Source organism: Azospirillum brasilense, assembly GCF_005222205.1.
In the GTDB taxonomy this organism is placed as follows: domain Bacteria; phylum Pseudomonadota; class Alphaproteobacteria; order Azospirillales; family Azospirillaceae; genus Azospirillum; species Azospirillum brasilense_G.
Genome location: NZ_CP032345.1, coordinates 1,242,143 through 1,258,726, shown reverse-complemented (window position 1 = coordinate 1,258,726; position 16,584 = coordinate 1,242,143). Strand labels below are relative to the sequence as shown.

General features: G+C 70.5%; 17 protein-coding genes. 9 read left to right on the top strand and 8 right to left on the bottom strand.

The genetic code is table 11. The features are described from left to right. Positions 1 to 81: 81 nt before the first annotated feature. Together aroB and D3869_RS06175 are read right to left on the bottom strand one after the other, a co-directional pair. Complete coding sequence (aroB, locus tag D3869_RS06180) at positions 82 to 1,239, bottom strand: 3-dehydroquinate synthase (protein WP_432613409.1); 1,158 nt, start codon at positions 1,237 to 1,239, stop codon at positions 82 to 84. Beyond that, positions 1,226 to 1,864, bottom strand: a complete 639-nt coding sequence (locus D3869_RS06175; RefSeq protein ID WP_137139344.1) for a shikimate kinase — start codon at positions 1,862 to 1,864, stop codon at positions 1,226 to 1,228. The genes aroB and D3869_RS06175 overlap by 14 nt, the downstream gene beginning before the upstream one ends. Before the next feature lie 265 nt (positions 1,865 to 2,129). On the opposite strand from D3869_RS06175, the gene D3869_RS06170 reads away from it, so the two are divergent. The 8 genes from D3869_RS06170 (at position 2,130) to D3869_RS06130 (ending at position 10,080) form a co-directional block, all read left to right on the top strand. Further along, positions 2,130 to 2,270: a hypothetical protein gene (locus D3869_RS06170; RefSeq protein WP_174452031.1), complete on the top strand. Its 141-nt coding sequence runs from the start codon at positions 2,130 to 2,132 to the stop codon at positions 2,268 to 2,270. Continuing rightward, positions 2,251 to 4,248 carry a hypothetical protein gene (locus tag D3869_RS06165; RefSeq protein ID WP_137139343.1) on the top strand — a complete coding sequence of 666 codons (1,998 nt, stop codon included), beginning with the start codon at positions 2,251 to 2,253 and terminating at the stop codon, positions 4,246 to 4,248. The genes D3869_RS06170 and D3869_RS06165 overlap by 20 nt, the downstream gene beginning before the upstream one ends. Then, positions 4,245 to 5,264 (top strand): site-specific tyrosine recombinase XerD, encoded by a 1,020-nt coding sequence (gene xerD / locus D3869_RS06160; RefSeq protein ID WP_137139342.1) that lies wholly within the window; start codon positions 4,245 to 4,247, stop codon positions 5,262 to 5,264. Before D3869_RS06165 ends, xerD begins: the two co-directional genes overlap by 4 nt. 141 nt (positions 5,265 to 5,405) lie before the next feature. After that, entirely contained in the window at positions 5,406 to 7,010 is a 1,605-nt protein-coding gene (gene aceB / locus D3869_RS06155) for a malate synthase A (protein WP_137139341.1), read from the top strand. 213 nt (positions 7,011 to 7,223) lie between these two features. Beyond that, positions 7,224 to 8,138, top strand: coding sequence for a DMT family transporter (locus tag D3869_RS06145; protein WP_137139340.1), 915 nt, complete (start codon positions 7,224 to 7,226; stop codon positions 8,136 to 8,138). An 87-nt stretch (positions 8,139 to 8,225) separates the two neighbouring features. Continuing rightward, complete coding sequence (locus D3869_RS06140) at positions 8,226 to 9,182, top strand: acetyl-CoA carboxylase carboxyltransferase subunit alpha (RefSeq protein WP_137139339.1); 957 nt, start codon at positions 8,226 to 8,228, stop codon at positions 9,180 to 9,182. A 6-nt stretch (positions 9,183 to 9,188) separates the two neighbouring features. After that, positions 9,189 to 9,731: an MAPEG family protein gene (locus tag D3869_RS06135; protein ID WP_137139338.1), complete on the top strand. Its 543-nt coding sequence runs from the start codon at positions 9,189 to 9,191 to the stop codon at positions 9,729 to 9,731. An 88-nt stretch (positions 9,732 to 9,819) separates the two neighbouring features. Beyond that, positions 9,820 to 10,080, top strand: a complete 261-nt coding sequence (locus D3869_RS06130; protein ID WP_137139337.1) for a hypothetical protein — start codon at positions 9,820 to 9,822, stop codon at positions 10,078 to 10,080. Between the two features lie 12 nt (positions 10,081 to 10,092). On the opposite strand, the gene D3869_RS06125 is transcribed toward D3869_RS06130, so the two are convergent. Genes D3869_RS06125 through argB form a run of 3 tightly spaced genes read right to left on the bottom strand, consistent with a single transcriptional unit; the run spans position 10,093 to position 12,334 of the window. Further along, positions 10,093 to 11,076 (bottom strand): magnesium transporter CorA family protein, encoded by a 984-nt coding sequence (locus D3869_RS06125; protein ID WP_137139336.1) that lies wholly within the window; start codon positions 11,074 to 11,076, stop codon positions 10,093 to 10,095. Between the two features lie 16 nt (positions 11,077 to 11,092). After that, positions 11,093 to 11,410 carry a hypothetical protein gene (locus tag D3869_RS06120; protein WP_137139335.1) on the bottom strand — a complete coding sequence of 106 codons (318 nt, stop codon included), beginning with the start codon at positions 11,408 to 11,410 and terminating at the stop codon, positions 11,093 to 11,095. Between the two features lie 24 nt (positions 11,411 to 11,434). Then, positions 11,435 to 12,334, bottom strand: coding sequence for an acetylglutamate kinase (gene argB, locus D3869_RS06115; protein WP_094302012.1), 900 nt, complete (start codon positions 12,332 to 12,334; stop codon positions 11,435 to 11,437). 168 nt (positions 12,335 to 12,502) lie between these two features. On the opposite strand from argB, the gene D3869_RS06110 reads away from it, so the two are divergent. Further along, positions 12,503 to 12,733 carry a hypothetical protein gene (locus tag D3869_RS06110; protein WP_038525955.1) on the top strand — a complete coding sequence of 77 codons (231 nt, stop codon included), beginning with the start codon at positions 12,503 to 12,505 and terminating at the stop codon, positions 12,731 to 12,733. A gap of 19 nt (positions 12,734 to 12,752) precedes the next feature. On the opposite strand, the gene D3869_RS06105 is transcribed toward D3869_RS06110, so the two are convergent. The 3 genes from D3869_RS06105 to yidC all read right to left on the bottom strand — a co-directional run bounded on the left by D3869_RS06105 (position 12,753) and on the right by yidC (position 16,572). Beyond that, positions 12,753 to 14,021, bottom strand: a complete 1,269-nt coding sequence (locus D3869_RS06105) for a cation:proton antiporter (RefSeq protein WP_137139334.1) — start codon at positions 14,019 to 14,021, stop codon at positions 12,753 to 12,755. A gap of 4 nt (positions 14,022 to 14,025) precedes the next feature. Then, positions 14,026 to 14,688 (bottom strand): ribosome biogenesis GTP-binding protein YihA/YsxC, encoded by a 663-nt coding sequence (gene yihA, locus D3869_RS06100; protein WP_137103556.1) that lies wholly within the window; start codon positions 14,686 to 14,688, stop codon positions 14,026 to 14,028. Positions 14,689 to 14,832: 144 nt separating this feature from the next. Then, positions 14,833 to 16,572 carry a membrane protein insertase YidC gene (yidC, locus tag D3869_RS06095; protein ID WP_137139333.1) on the bottom strand — a complete coding sequence of 580 codons (1,740 nt, stop codon included), beginning with the start codon at positions 16,570 to 16,572 and terminating at the stop codon, positions 14,833 to 14,835. Positions 16,573 to 16,584: the final 12 nt, after the last annotated feature.

Sequence of the window (16,584 nt, the reverse complement as noted above, 5' to 3'; positions counted from 1 at the left end):
CGCATCTTGGACGCGAATCGGAACTGTCGTTAACTCTGACAGTTTGCCACCCCAACGGTCAAGGGATTATGGTGCACCGCATCAGCCGGCGACGGCATCCTCCAGTAGCGACCGGACCACCGCCGGATCGACGTCGCGCTGGGTGAAGGCGTCGCCCAGCGCGCGCACCAGCACGAAGGCGATGCGTCCGTCCTTCACCTTCTTGTCCTTGGCCATGGACAGGATCAGCCCGTCGACATCCCATTCCACGCCGGGAATGTCGGTGGGGCGGACCGGCAGGCCGACGCGGGCCAGATGGGCGCGCGCCTTCTCGGCGTCCGCCGCCGGGCAGAGCCCCAGCCGCACCGACAGGTCGAAGGCCAGCACCATCCCGATCGACACCGCCTCGCCGTGCAGCAGGCGGGAGCCGAAGCCCGTCGCCGCCTCCAGCGCGTGGCCGAAGGTGTGGCCGAGGTTGAGCAGGGCGCGGTCGCCGCTCTCCCGCTCGTCCGCGCCGACGATGGCGGCCTTGGCCCGGCAGCTCTCCGTGACGGCGTGGCGGCGGGCGTCGCTGTCGCCGGCGACCACCCGCTCGCCGTTCTCCTCCAGCCAGGCGAAGAAGCCGGGCAGGCGGATCAGCCCGTACTTCACCACCTCGGCGTAGCCGGCCAGAACCTCGCGCCGCGGCAGCGTGTCCAGCGTGGCGGTGTCGGCGATGACCAGACGCGGCTGGTGGAAGGCGCCGATCAGGTTCTTGCCGTGCGGGCTGTTGATGCCGGTCTTGCCGCCGACCGAGCTGTCCACCTGGCTCAGCAGCGTGGTCGGCACCTGGATGAAGTCGATGCCGCGCAGCGCCGAGGCGGCGGCGAAGCCGGTGATGTCGCCGATCACTCCGCCGCCCAGCGCCAGCAGGACCGCCGACCGCTCGATCCCGCGCGCCAGGACGGCGTCCATCAGCCGCTCGAAATGGGCGATGTCCTTGGTCTTCTCGCCCGCCGGCAGGACGATGGCCTGGGTCGGCTCGATGCCGGCCGCGCGCAGCGTGCGCTCCAGCGTCGGCAGATGCCGCGGGGCGACGTTCTCGTCGGTGACGACGATGGGCGCCTTGCCCCCGGTGATCGCGGCGATGCGCGGCCCGGCGCCGTCGAGCACCCGGTCGCCGACCAGGATGTCGTAGCTGCGCGGGCCGAGGTCGAGGCGGACGGTGTCGGTGGCGGTGGGCATGTCTGAGGAGGTCATGGCGGGATCAGGGCTTGTCATGGTGGTGGTGCGCCGGATGGCGGTGATGGTGGTGATGCGAGGCGTGGGGCAGGGTGATGCCGAAATGCGCCTCCAGCGCCTCGATCACCTGTTCCACGGTCGCCTCCGGCGGGCGCTCGTCGCTGATCACCGTCAGGTCGGCCTCCGCATAGACGGGGTAGCGGGCGGTCATCAGCCGGCTCAGGATCTCCTTCGGATTGCCGGCGTTCAGCAGCGGGCGGTGGGTGCGCCGCGCCGTGCGGGCCAGCAGCACGTCCAACTCGGCGCGCAGCCAGATCGACACCCCGTGGGCGCGGATGGCCGCCCGCGTTTCCGGGTCCATGAAGGCGCCGCCGCCGGTCGCCAGGATGTGCACCGGCTGCTCGGTCAGCAGCCGGGTGATGATCCGCCGCTCCACCGAGCGGAACACCGCCTCGCCGTCGCGGGCGAAGATCTCCGCGATGGAGCAGCCCGCCGCCGTCTCGATCTCCGTGTCGGCGTCGGTGAAGGGCAGGTGCAGCCGCGTGGCCAGCCGCCGCCCGATCGCGCTCTTCCCCGCGCCCATCAGGCCGACCAGCACCACCGTCCTCGGAAGGGTCTTCGACGGGTCCGGCGGCTGTCCCTGCGGTGATGGGCGGGCGGTCATGGCGCTGTCGACTTTCCTGATACGGGTCCGGACCTGATATGGGTCCGGAGGGCGGGTGTTCGATTCGGTCGCAGGGGCCTGCGCATGTTGCGCAGCGGCGCCCCCGTGGCTAAAGTGGTACGTCCTGCGTTCATCGGCCATCGGGCCAGCGGTGCGGGCGGTGTGCGATGATTAGCATGAAAGCGCACCCTTGTCCCAAGCCGCACGGACGCAGACCGTGATACAGCGCCGCCGTTCCTTCCACAGAAACACGACTCCGATCGCCATGAGCCGCGTTATCTCCGTTCTTTTCGTCCTGTTCCTCTTCGTCATCGGGGGTGGCATGGCCTTCCTTGCCTCCTGGGACATGCCGGCGCCGTCCAAGACGGTGGAAAAGGTCATTCCGGATGAGCGGTTCCCCCGCTGACGCCGGGGACGCCGCCGGGCGCCGCCGCCGGTTTGCCGCTCCGCCATGGGGCGGACGGGCCGGTGCCGGCGCCGTTTCCATGTTCGCCGTGGCCTCTCTCGGCTTGGCTTTGACCGGCGCCCTGACGGGTGCGGCCATGCCCGCGCTGGCCCAGGCCGTGCCCTCCGGGCCGCCGATCCGCCTGTTTCCGCCGCCGGAAAGGATGGCCGTCCCCGACGTCGGCTCCGGGAGCGGACGGGTTCTGGACGATCCGCTGGCGTCGCCGGGACCGTCCGCCGCGCCGCTACCGCTCACTTCGCCCGACCGCGCGCCGTCCTTCGACGTGGTGCCCACCGTGGCGCCGCCCTCGACCATCGCGGTGGAGACGCTGGGGCCGCTGGACCCCGACGGCGCCGGTCCCCTGGCGGGGGCCGCCGGGCTGGGCAACGACCCCTGGCGCGGCATCCCGCGCGCCGAGGTGCTGGCCCTGCTGCCGGAACTGCCCACCCTCACCCCGTCGCCCGCCGTGAAGGAGCTGCAGCGCCGCCTGCTGCTCAGCCGCGGCTCGCCCGCCGCCGCACCGGGCGAGCCCGAGCCGGCGCGCCGCTTCGGCGCGCTGCGGGTGGAGAAGCTGGCGGCCATGGGCGACCCTCGGGGCGCCGCCGACCTCGCCGCGCTGCTGCCCGAGGCGATGACGGCCGACGAGGCCGCCGCCCGCGCCCTGACCGACGCCGAATTGCTCGCCGGCCCGCTGGATTGTGCTGCCGCGGCGGAGCGCGCCAAGCCCTTCTCCGGCCCCTATTGGCAACGGGTGGACTTGTTCTGCCGCCTGCGCGCCGGGCGGATCGGCGGTGGAATGCCCACCGAGGCCGGAGCTGCTCCGGCGGGCGAGGACCTCGCCTTCGACATGCTGCGCGAGCAGCCGGGCGGCGACCCCGATTTCCTGCGGGTGGCCGAGGCGATGGCCGGCGGCCCGGCGCCCCGGCTGCGCAGCCTGAGGGACCCCAGCCCGCTGACCCTGGCCGCCCTGCGGGCGCTCCAGGCCGGACTGCCGCCCGACGTGCTGTCGCTGACCGACCCGGCCCGTCTGGCCGCCGTGGCGTCCAACATCGGCACCGACCCGGCGACCCGCGTGACCGCGGCGGAGCGCGCCGCCACCGCCCTGTTCCTCGATTCCCGGCGGCTTGAGGAGGCGTACCGCGCCGCCCCGGCCAAGGGTGACGAGCTGCTGCGGCTGAAGGACGCCGCGGCGCGCGACCGCACCGCCCGCACCCGCGCGCTGGTCCAGCAGGCCATGCTCGCCGCCATGGGCGGCGGGCGGCGGGTGGAGCTGGCCGGGCTGGCGCTGGAGCTTCTCGACCCGCCGATGCTGGCCGGGCCGGTGGGGGCGGTGGTGGCGGACATGCTCGACACCCTGTCGCCGACTCCGGACGCCGCGGCCCTGGCTCCCGCCGCCGCGCGGCTCTGCTTCGCGCTGGGCCGGGCCGACAAGGGCAAGCGCTGGTACGACCTCGCCCTGCGCAGTCGTCCCACGGCGGAGGTGGCGCGGCTGTGGCCGCTCGCCGTCATCGCTCTTGGTCCGCCGCCGGGCGGCGGGGCGCTGGGCCTCGCCGGCTGGCTCGACGAATCGCTGCACGGCGCCGATCCGGAGGCCCGCGCCCGCGTCGCCGGGCAGCTGGCCCTGCTCCAGGCAATGGGCGTCGCCGTGCCGGAGGAGGCGTGGCGGAAGATCGCCGACCCCGAGGAGACGGCCCCCACGCCCGTGGACGCCCGTCCTCCCACCGCTGACCCCGCCCTGTGGCAGCGGCTGGCCGAGGCCTCCGCCGACCGGCGCGTCGGCGAGACGGCGCTGGCCGCCCTGCTGCTGCTCGGCAATGCCGGGCCGGCAGGCACGCCGCCCGCGGTGGTGGCGCGCGTGGTGGCGGGCTTGCGCGCCGTGGGTCTTGACGGCGACGCCCGCGCCATCGCCCGTGAAGCCGCCGCGGCCCTGGCCGGATGAGTCCCATGCCCAAAACACTCCTTCCGCAAGCCAAGCCGAAGCGGCGCGGCCGTCCCTGCAAACCGCGCCCGATCGCGGCCTCGCCCCACGTCGACGCCTTCCTGGACATGCTGACGGCGGAGCGCGGCGCGGCGCTCAACACCCGCATGGCCTACGAGCGCGACCTCGCCGACCTCGCCCTCTGGCTGGCCCAGCGCGGGCAGCCGCTGGAGAAGGCGGGGACGGAGGATCTGCGCGCCTACCTCGCCTTCCAGTATGTGGAGGGCGGGCAGAAGCCGGCGCCGCGCACGCTGGCCCGCCGCCTGTCGGCGATGCGCCAGTTCTACCGCTTCCTGGTCTCGGAAGGCCGGCGGGAGGACGACCCGGCCTCGGCGCTCGACAGCCCCAAGCAGGGCCGCCCGCTGCCCAAGATCCTGACGGTGGAGGAGGTCACCCGCATGATCGACTCCGCCCAGACCCGCGGCGGGCCGGAAGGGCTGCGGCTGGTCGCCCTGCTGGAGGTGCTCTACGCCACCGGCCTGCGCGTGTCGGAGCTGGTCGGCCTGCCGATGGCGGCCATCCTGCGCGACGGGCGCGGGCTGATCGTCCGCGGCAAGGGCGGGAAGGAGCGCATGGTGCCGCTGTCCGAACCGGCCTCCGCCGCGCTGGGCGCCTATCTGCCCTGGCGCAGCCACTTCATCCTGGCCGGGCGCGAGAGCGGGCCGATCGCCTTCCTCTTCCCGTCGCGCAGCTCCACCAACGGCCATCTGACGCGCCAGCGCTTCGCCCAGCTTCTCAAGGAGCTGGCCATCGAGTCGAACATCGACCCGGAGAAGGTCAGCCCCCACGTGCTGCGCCACGCCTTCGCCACGCATCTGCTCGACCGCGGGGCGGACCTGCGCTCGGTCCAGAAGATGCTGGGCCACGCCGACATCGCCACCACCCAGATCTACACCCACGTGGTGTCGGAGCGGCTGAAACAGGTGGTGCACGAGCATCACCCGCTGGCCCGGCGAAAAACCGTTCGTACGCAATAGTGTTGCGCGCAAAAGGGTTGTCCCTTTCAAAATATGCCAATCCGGCTATGGCGGCTTCTCCCGCTGTGGTATAGCCCTTGTCCCAATGGGGTTGGCTGGCGACCGCGCCGGACCGCTCTCGCGACGAACAGGGGGAACCGCATGGCCACGACCATCTCCGGGCTTGAGATCCTGGGTCCGATCACGCCGGGCGTCGAGACGATCCTGACGCCGGAGGCGCTGGCCTTCCTGGCGGAGCTGGAGGGGCGGTTCGGGGCGGAGCGGTTGCGCCTGCTCGACGTGCGGACCAGGCGGCGGGCGCTGATCGAGCGGGGCCACAAGCCGGATTTCCTGCCGGAGACCCGGGCCATCCGCGAGGCCGACTGGACCATCGCGCCGCTGCCGCACGACCTGCTCGACCGCCGGGTGGAGATCACCGGGCCGGTGGACCGCAAGATGATCATCAACGCGCTGAATTCCGGCGCGAAGGTCTTCATGGCGGACTTCGAGGATTCGAGCTGCCCGTCCTGGGCCAACCTGATCGAGGGACAGGTGAACCTGCGCGACGCCGTGCGCCGGACCATCGCCTTCGACGATCCGGTGTCGGGGAAGAAGTACCGGCTGAACGACAAGACCGCCGTCCTCAAGGTCCGTCCGCGCGGCTGGCATCTGGCGGAGAAGCACGTCCGGCTCGACGGCGAACCGGTATCCGGCGCGCTGTTCGACTTCGCCCTCTACGCCTTCCACAACGCGAAGGAGCTGCTGGCCCACGGCTCCGGCCCCTACTTCTACCTGCCGAAGCTGGAGAGCCATTTCGAGGCGCGGCTGTGGAACGAGGTGTTCTCGGTCGCCGAGGATTATCTCAAGATCCCGCACGGCTCGATCAAGGCGACCGTGCTGGTCGAGACCATCCTCGCCGCCTTCGAGATGGACGAGATCCTCTACGAGCTGCGCGACCATTCCGCCGGGCTGAACTGCGGGCGCTGGGACTACATCTTCAGCTTCATCAAGACCTTCCGCAACGACCCCGCCGCCGTCCTGCCCGACCGGGCGGAGGTGACGATGGCGACGCCCTTCCTGCAATCCTACAGCCTGCTGGCGGTCAAGACCTGCCACCGCCGCGGCGCCCCGGCGATCGGCGGCATGGCCGCCTACATCCCGGTGAAGGACGACCCCGCGGCCAACGAGACCGCCTTCTCCAAGGTCCGCGCCGACAAGGAGCGGGAGGTGTCCAACGGCCATGACGGCACCTGGGTGGCCCATCCCGGCCTCGTCCCCGTCGCGCGGGAGGTGTTCGACGCCTATATGCGCAAGCCCAACCAGATCGACCGCAAGCGCGCCGACGTCAGCGTGACCGCCGCCGACCTGCTGGCCGTCCCGGAGGGGCCGAAGACGGAGCGCGGCCTGCGCAACAACGTGGCCGTCGCCATCGGCTATCTGGAGTCGTGGCTGCGCGGCGTCGGCTGCGTGCCGCTGTTCAACCTGATGGAGGACGCCGCCACCGCGGAGATCAGCCGCACCCAGCTCTGGCAGTGGGTCCACCATCGCGCCACGCTGGACGACGGACGCCCGGTGACCATGGAGCTGGTGGACGAGACCATCGCCGAGGAGCTGGCCGCCTGGAAGGCCCGCGTCGGCGACCGCATGTTCGACCATGGCCTGTACGAGGACGCCGCGGTGATGCTGCGCGACCTCGTGGAGCGAAACGACTTCGTGGATTTCCTGACCCTGCCGGCCTACGACCGCATCGTCGCGCAGGGGGCGTGAGGCCCCCACCCTAACCCTCCCCCGCTCTCGCAGGGGAGGGGACTGCCGCCGCTTCGCGATCATCTCCCTCCCCTGCGAAGCGGGGGAGGGCCGGGGCCGGGGCGGGGGCAACACTCAGGCGCGTTACCAGCCTGCCCGACCGGCTTGGCAAAAGGCGGGGGCTTCGCCATGTTCGCTGGCCTGCCCGCGTCCTGAGCCAGAGGTTCCGTTCCCGTGTCCACCCCCTCCACCGTCCCGCCGGCCTCGCGCGGGGCCGAGTCGCTCGCGCTGCTGCTGCTGGTCGGCGGCTTGATCGGGGTGATCTTTCCGGTCACCAAGATCGCTCAGGCGGCCGGCGTGCCGCCGCTGCCCTGGGCCTTCTCCATGATGCTGGGCGCCGGCGTGATCCTGGCCGGGCTGGCGCGCGTCAAAGGCCAGGCGATGCCCCTGACCGGGCGGTATCTGCGCTATTTCGCGGTGTCGGGGCTGCTGTCGATGGCGCTGCCCAACGTGGTGCTGTTCTTCGTCATGCCCTGGCTGGGGGCCGGGCTGTCGGCGGTGGTCTACACGCTGCCGCCGATCCTGACGCTGCTGATGGCCGTGGCGGTGCGGATCGAGACGCCCGACCGCGGCCGGGTGGCGGGCATCCTGCTGGGCTTCGTCGGGGCGCTGATGATTGTCGGGCCGCGCGGCAGCCTGCCCTCGCCCGAACTGGCGGGCTGGATGGCGCTGGCCTTCGTCATGCCGGCGGCGGTTGCGGCGGGCAACGTCTACCGCACCATGGCGTGGCCGCCGGGCGGGCAGCCGGTGGCGCTGGCCGCGGGCACCATGCTGGGCGGGGCGGGCTGGGTCGCGCTGGCGTTGCTCGGCACCGGGGCGGTGGCGGAGCTGCCGGCGCTGGGTCTCGCGCCCGGACTGGCCCTGCTCCAGATCGCGGTGACGGCGCTGACCTACGTGCTGTATTTCCGCCTCCAGGTCGTCGCCGGGCCGGTCTATCTCAGCCAGATCGGCTACGTGGCGACCTCCGTCGGGCTGGGCACCGGGACGCTGCTGTTCGGCGAGCGCTATTCCCCCTGGGTGTGGGGCGGCGCGGCGGTGATCGTCCTGGGCGTGCTTCTGGTCAGTTTTGGCCGGCGATTCGCGCGATAAGCTGTGGCATCGCCGCCGCGCACCGTGGTACCAAGGCCGGTCCGCGACGTCCGCGTCCTATCCTATTCGGTCCGTGATCCTTCCGGCATGCAAACCTTCCTGGAATTCGAAAAGCCGATCGCCGAGCTTGAAGGCAAGATCGAGGAACTGCGCCACCTGACCAACGCCGGCGACATCAACATCGCCGACGAAGTGTCGAAGCTGCAGACCAAGGTCGACAAGCTCCTCCGGCAGACCTACGCGAAGCTCACCCCGGCGCAGAAGGTGCAGGTGGCCCGCCACCCCAACCGTCCGCACTGTCTGGACTATGTGAAGGGGCTGATCGACGACTTCACGCCGCTGGCCGGCGACCGCGGCTTCGCCGAGGACCGCGCGGTCATCGGCGGGCTGGGCCGCTTCCGCGGCCGCTCGGTCGTGGTGATCGGGCAGGAGAAGGGCCACGACACCGAAACGCGCGTGCGCCACAACTTCGGCATGGCCAAGCCCGAGGGCTACCGCAAGGCCCAGCGCCTGATGGACCTCGCCGACCGCTTCTCGCTGCCGGTCGTCTCGCTGGTCGACACCGCCGGCGCCTTCCCCGGCGTCCAGGCGGAGGAGCGCGGCCAGGCCGAGGCCATCGCCAAGAGCATCGAGCGCTGCCTGCGCCTGTCCGTGCCCATGGTGGCCGCGGTGATCGGCGAGGGCGGCTCGGGCGGCGCCATCGCCATCGCGACGGCCGACCGGGTGCTGATGCTGGAGCACGCCATCTACTCCGTCATCTCGCCGGAGGGCTGCGCGTCGATCCTGTGGCGCAACCCCGACATGGCCGGTGAGGCCGCCGTCGCGCTGCGCCTGATCAGCCACGACCTCAAGGAACTCGGCGTCATCGACCGGGTGGTGAGCGAGCCGATCGGCGGCGCCCACCGCGACCCGGCGGAGACCGTCAAGGCGCTCGGCGACGCCATCGAGGAGTCGCTGGGCGATCTCGACGGGCTGGACGGCGAGGCGATCCGCGCCCAGCGCCGCCAGAAGTTCCTCGACATGGGCCAGAAGGGCCTGGGGTAAGACGCCATGGCCGCCGGCCCGGAGACCCGTCCCTCCAAGACCCGTCTTCTGCGTCTGGCGGCCACCGTCAACCTCGCGGCGGTGGCCGTGGCGCTGCTGGCCCTGTGGCTGCTGCCGCCGCTGTTCGCGCCGCCGCCCGGCATCGCCGATCCGGGGGCGCGCATGGCCTTCTGGGGGCGGCTCGCCCTCTGGCCGGCGCTGGTGCTGTTCCTGACGGTGGGCGGTGTGCTGGTCGCCCGCGCCCGCTCCGCCGCCCTGAACCCCATCGACGACGCCGAGTCGCGCTTCTACCGGGTCAGCCAGCGCGTGCTGACCAACACGGTGGAGCAGACGTTGATCTTCGTGCCCGCCCTGGCCGCGCTGGTCGCGCAGATGCCGCTGCCGGACCTGGGCTTCGCCCGGCTGGCGACCGCGCTGTTCGTGCTGGGCCGCCTGCTGTTCTGGGCGGGCTACCTGATCCACCCCTATGTGCGGGCGCCGGGCATGGCGGTCACGTTGACCGTCAACCTCGTCGTGCTCGGCTGGGCGTTGGTGCTCGCCGTCGTTTAAGACGCGGGGCTGCCACAACCCCGCTCCCCAGCGCCTCCGGCTTGTGTCATAGATTTCGCCGTATGCCGCCCGATTGCCGGTGAAACCGATGACCCTCTTTTTCCGCTGCCCTTCGCTGCTTCAAATCGCCCTGTCCGCGATCCTTCTGCTGACCGCGTTGCTGGAGCTGTTCGACACCATGCTGGAGGACCTGATCGGCGTGGAAATCACCACCGCGCACGGCCTGCTCGTCTTCGCGCTGGGGAAAATCCTCAAGGAGTGGGTCGAGGTCCGCAAGCAGTTCTCCGAGACGCGGGAGAAGCTGGGCGGCGCGCGGGGTAGCGAGACCGCCTCGCCCCATGCCGGCTGAGCGCGGTGACGCTTACAGCCAGCGCCGCCGCTTGAAATAGATCATCGGCAGCGCCGCCGACAGGATCATCAGCATCACCGCCAGCGGGTAGCCGAAGGTCCAATTCTTCTCGGGCATGTTGACGAAATTCATGCCGTAGATGCTGGCGACCAGGGTCGGCGGAAACAGGGCGACCGTCAGGATCGAGACGATCTTGATGATCTCGTTCTGCTCCACGTTGATCCGGCCCAGCGTGGTGTCCAGCAGCAGGCTGACCTTCCCCGAGAGGAACTGGGCGTACTCGCCGAGCCCCGTCACGTCCTGCAGGGCGGCGCGCGCCCAGCGCCGGGTCCGCTTGGCCGGGGTCCAACCCTCGCCGCGGGCCAGGAAGGTCAGCAGGCGGTTGAGCGTCGACAGGCTGACATGCGCCTTGCCGATCAGGTGGCCGGTGTGGCCGATGCGCTTCAGCGTGCGGGCGTCGTTCCGCCGCTCGCCCTTGACCGGCAGGGCGCGCCCGCGGAAGGCGCGGCTGCCCATGGTGTCCAGCTCCAGCCCGACGCGGCGCAGGACGGCGGCGGTGCGCTCCACCACCCCGTCCAGCAGGGCGGCGAGGACCGCCTCGGCCGTCAACTCCGCGCCGCCGTTGCGGGTGACGCGGCGGCGGAAGGCGAGGAAGGGCTGCGGGTCGACGGCGTGGATGGTGGCGAGCCGTCCGCCGGCCAGGACGAAGCTGACCGGGACGATGCGCGGCTGGTCGGTGTCGGCCCAGATCAGGACGAGCGCGGTCATGTGCACGGCGTCGGGGGTGATGCGCAGGCGGCTCGATTCCTCGATCTCCGCCATCTGCTCCCGAGTCGGCAGCGTGATGCCCATCAGCGCCTCGGCGCGGGCCAGCTCCTCCGGGGTCGGGTTCTGCAGGTCGAGCCAGACGGCCTCGGCGGGCAGCGGGGTGCGGACGCCCTCGGCCTCACGGGCCCAGCGCAGCCGGTCACCGTCGCAGGCGAAGACGTGGAGCATGGCGGCCCCCTGGGTTTTAGAGGAGGCGGCCGAAACGGCGGGGCTTGCGCGGCTGGGGCGGCTCCTCAGCGGTGCCAGAGGAGGCGCTCGCGGCGTCCCCATCCGGAAGGTCGACGGGCGCGCCGTCCTGGCGCAGCGCGGCCTCCAGCTTGCGCCGGAAGGCCCCGCCGTCGTCCTTGGAGTCGAGGAAATGCCCGACCGCTTCCTTCGCCGAGTCGCGGTCGTAGGGGACCTTGCCGAAGACCGACAGCTTGGCGCGCTCCAGGAGCTTCGGGTCCATCCGTTCGCGGATGGCCTTCATCTGGCGGAGCAGGTCCTTGCGCACGTCGGACATGGCGGGTCCCCTTCGCTTACGCGGTCACTCGCGGCCGATCAGCGTGCCGGCCCCGCCCTCGGTGAAGATCTCCAGCAGCAGGGCGTGCGGCACCCGGCCGTCCAGGATGACGGCGGCGTCCACACCCTGTTCGACGGCGTCGATGCAGGTCTCGATCTTCGGGATCATGCCGCCGGTGGCGGTGCCGTCGGCGATGGCGGCGCGCGCCTGATCCAGCGACAGGCGCGGCACCAGCTCCTTGTTCTTGTCCAGAACGCCGGCGACGTCGGTCAGCAGGAAGAAGCGGGTGGCGCCCAGCGCCGAGGCGACGGCGCCCGCCGCGGTGTCGGCGTTGATGTTGTAGGTGTCGCCGTTGCGGTCGAAGCCGATGGGGGCGATGACCGGGATGATGTCCGACTGGGCCAGCGACGTGATGATCTGCGGGTTCACCTGATAGGGCTCACCGACGAAGCCGAGGTCCAGCACCTTCTCGATGTTGCTGTCCGGGTCGCGCTGGGTGCGGCGCAGCTTGCGCGCGGTGATCAGGCTGCCGTCCTTGCCCGACAGGCCGACGGCGCGGCCGCCCGCGTTGTTGATGGCGGCGACGATCTGCTTGTTGATGGAGCCGGCCAGCACCATCTCGACCACCTCGACCGTCTCCTTGTCGGTGACGCGCAGGCCGTCGATGAAGCTGGACTTGATGGCCAGCCGCTGCAGCATCTGTCCGATCTGCGGGCCGCCGCCGTGCACGACCACGGGGTTGATGCCGACCTGCTTCAGCAGGACGATGTCGCGGGCGAACTTCTCCGCCAGGCTGTCGTCACCCATGGCGTGGCCGCCGTACTTGATGACGAAGGTGCGCCCGGCGTAGCGGCGCATATAGGGCAGGGCTTCGGACAGGGTGCGGGCCTTGGCGAGCCACTCGTCGCGGGTCGTGTTCTGCACGGGATGGAGCCGTTCGTCGGGGTGGGCCAGTCGGGTGAGATTCCGCCGACTCTTTAACGGAAAGCGCCGGGGGTGCCTAGGGGGCTTTTTCAGGCAGGTGCCGCGTCCGGGAACCCTTGCGGCGCCCGGCGGTTCGCCAAAGCAGGACGAGCCAGCAAGGACCCCGCCATGAACGACCGCATCATGCCGACGCCGCGCAACCCCTTCACCGAGGCCCACAAGGCCGAGATGGAGGAGACCGCCCGGCGGGCCGAGGAGATCTACGGCTCCCCCGACGCCCAGGAGGTGACGGAGGCTAACAAGGCGCTGAAGGAGCAGGCGCGCGGGGGTGGAAAGGCCGGATCCGAGGGGCCGGGCGCCGATCCGGTGGTGACCGGGAACGTGCGCAAGCCCGGCTGAGGAAACCCGCCTGACGGGTTCAGGCTGTGCCGGCGTGGCCCGTCCGATGGCCGGCGATCCGCCCGGCCAGCAGGGTCATCGGCTGGGTCAGCGCGGTGACCACCACCGCCATCAGCACCATGGCGGAGAAGCAGGCGTCCGACAGAACCCCAGCCTCCAGCAGGATGGTCAGGACGATGACCTCCATCAGCCCCTTGCAGGACATCAGCGTGCCGAGCCGCCAGGAATCGGCGGCGCTCTCGCCCGACAGCCGGGCGGGCAGGGCGGTGCCCAGCACCTTGCCCAGGATGGTCGCCACCGTCGCCAGCGCGAAGACCCACCATTGCGCCGCGGCGGCGAGGTCGAGATTGACCTTCAGACCGGTCAGGGTGAAGAAGAAGGGCAGCAGGATCAGCGTGGCGAAATGCTCCAGCCGGTCCAGGATGGCCGCCGCCAGCCGCCGCGGCATGACCGTGCCGGCGACGAAGGCGCCCAGGATGTAGTGCAGCCCGATCAGCTCCGTCACCGCGGCAGAGCCCAGCAGAGCGGCGCAGGTGACCACCACCACCATGTCGCCGACCGCGCCGTCCGGGGCGATGCGGTTCATCAGCCGGGTCAGCAGGGGACGCGCGAACAGCTCCGTCGCGGCGAGATAGGCGAAGCCGAGGACGGCGATCCACGCCACCCCGGCGAAGCCGCCGCTGCCCCCCGCCGCCAGGGCCAGCACGGCGGTGATGAGAATCCACAGCAGCGCGTCGTTGACCGCCGCATAGCCCAGCGCCAGCCGCCCGACCCGCTCCCCGATCAGGCCCATCTCGCGCAGGATGGCGCCCAGCACCGGCAGGGCGGTCACCCCGACGCAGATGCCGAAGCCGGCGGCGAACAGCAGCGGGTCGGCCTTCGGCCCGGCCATCCCGGGAAAGGCGCCGACGATCCACCAGCCGAGCGCCCCGCCGAGCAGCGTCGGCACCATCATGCTCGACAGGCTGATCCCGACGAAGGCGCGCCCGCGCCCCTTGAACTCCTCCAGATCGAGATGCAGCCCGGTCAGGAAGGCGAAGAAGACCACGGCGAGCAGAGCCAGCCCTGAGAGCGGCGCCAGAGACCCCTTGGCGAACAGCGGCTGCCAGAGTTCCGGCGCGGCCTGCCCGAGAACCGACGGGCCGAGCGCGATCCCGAACAGGATCTGGATGACCACCATCGGAACCACATGCTTCAGGCCGGACAACCGCCACAGCAGGAACGGGCCGGCGATCAGCAGGATGGCCTGGATGAGGAACAGCAGGGCCGGCGTCAGCTCGAAGGCCATCGGGTCACCCCAGGCTGGCGAGCTGGGCGAGGCTGGCCCGCAGCTCCGCGATGCCCTGGCCCTTCTCGGAGCTGGTGGCGTGGATCTCCGGGAAGGCGGCGGGGTGCTTCTTCAGCGCCGCCACGGTGCGCTTGCTCACCTCGGCCAGTTCCTGCGACCGCACCTTGTCCGACTTGGTCAGGACGACGACGTAGGGCACCGCCGCCTGATCGAGCATCGTCATGATCTCCTCGTCGTTGGGCTTCAGCCCATGGCGCGAATCGACCAGCACCAGCGCCCGGCGCAGCGTGACGCGGCCGCGCAGGAAGCGGCGGACCATGTCGTTCCAGAGTTCGATCTTCTCCTTCGATTCCTTGGCGTAGCCGTAGCCGGGCATGTCGACCAGCTTCAGCCGGTTGCCGAGATTGAAGAAGTTGAGCTGCTGGGTGCGGCCCGGCGTGTTGGAGGTGCGGGCCAGCGTCTTGCGCCCGGTCAGCGCGTTGACGAGGCTGGACTTGCCGACGTTGGACCGCCCGGCGAAGGCGACCTCCGGCAGGTCGGCCTCCGGCAGCTGCTCCGCCGTCTGGGCGCCCCAGATGAAATCGCATTCCTTGGCGAACAGAAGCCGCCCCGCTTCCAGGGCCTCCTCGTCGAAACCGGAGATCGGGGAGCTGCTGGAAGAGGTCATGGACGGCGCTTTCGAAAGACACGGGATGCGGATGATCGTGACCGGCCCAAAACATAACCGCCGGCAAACGCCCGTCAAGGGAGGCGCTTGCCGGCGGTCGATGCCCTGAAGTCAGGGAAGCCGGGTGTCAGGTGAAGAGGACCCTCAGGTCACCTTCACACCGTCCTGCCGCATGATGATCCACTGCTGGGCGATGGACAGGGTGTTGTTCCAGGCCCAGTAGATCACCAGACCAGCCGGGAAGCTGGCGAGCATGAAGGTGAAGATGATCGGCAGGAACTGGAACACCTTCTGCTGCACCGGATCGGGCGGTGCCGGGTTCAGCTTCTGCTGGAAGTACATGGTGATGCCCATGATGATCGGCCACAGGCCCAGCATCAGGATGTGCGGCGGCTGCCACGGGATCAGACCGAACAGGTTGAAGATGGTGGTCGGATCGGGCGCGGACAGGTCGTGGATCCAGCCGAAGAACGGCGCGTGCCGCATTTCGATGGTCACGAACAGCACCTTGTACAGCGCGAAGAAGACCGGGATCTGGATCAGGATCGGCAGGCAGCCCGACACCGGCGAGACCTTCTCGCGCTTGTAGAGCGCCATCATCTCCTGGTTCAGGCGGACCTTGTCGTCGCCGAAGCGGTCGCGCAGCTCCATCATCTTGGGCTGCAGCTTCTTCATCTTGGCCATCGCGTGATAGGACTTGTTGGCCAGCGGGAAGAAGGCCGCCTTGACGATCACGGTGAAGACCAGGATGGCGATGCCGAAGTTACCGAACAGGCGGCCCAGCAGGTCCAGCCCGTAGAAGAACGGCTTGGTCAGGAAGTAGAACCAGCCGAAGTCGATCGCCAGGTCGAAGTTGGCGATGCCCAGCTTGTCCGAATACTCGTCCAGCAGGCGGACCTGCTTGGCGCCGGCGAACAGGCGGTCGGTCAGCTCGATGGTGGCGCCGGGGGCGACCTCCACGGCCTTGCCGAGCGTGTCGACCTGATAGCGGTCGGCGGCGCCGGGGGCGGAGTGGACGAAGCGGGCGGTGATCGGGGCCTTCTGGTCGGGGACCAGCGAGACCAGCCAGTACTTGTCGGTGATGCCGATCCAGCCGCCGGTCGACTGGGCGGAGATGGTGCCGGCCTTGCGCAGATCGTCGTACTTGTGCTCGTTCAGCTTGCCGTCGAAGACGCCGAGCGGGCCTTCATGCAGGATGTAGTAGCCGTCGGTGTGCGGCGTGCCGGCGCGGCTGACCAGGCTGTAGGGCAGCAGGCTGACCGGGGCGGAGCCGGTGTTGCGCACCTTCTGGGTGATCGTGAACATGAAGTTCGGATCGACCGCGATGGTCCGCTCGAACACCAGGCCCTTGCCGTTGTCCCAGGTCAGGACCAGCGGCTGGTCCGGCGTCAGCGCGGTGCCGGCGGCGGTCCAGCGGGTGTCGGCGCCGGGCACCGGCTGCGACTTGTCCTCCGGAACCCAGCCGAACTCGGCGTAATAGGCCTCGGGCGTGCCGGCGGGGGCCAGCAGGACGATTTCCGGGCTCTTGGGATCGGGGGTGACGCGGTAGTCGGCCAGCGTCAGGTCGTCGATGCGGCCCCCAACCAGATTGACCGATCCGTGCAGCGACGGCGTGTTGATCTTGACGCGCGTTCCGGCGGCCATCTGCTCGGCGAGCAGCCCGGCGCGGTCGCGGACCGTGGCGGGAGCCGCCGTACCGGGCACCGAACCGGGAGCGGCGCCCGGAGCGGGCGCGGCGCCGGGAGTGACCGACTGCTCCGTCTGGGCGGCCTGCTGCGCAGCCTGCTGCTGCTTCACCCGGGGTCCATCGTAGAAATACTGGAATCCCAGGAGGATGGCGATCGACAGAGCGATCGCGAGGATGAGGTTGCGTTGATCGGTCATGGCATCCCGGTT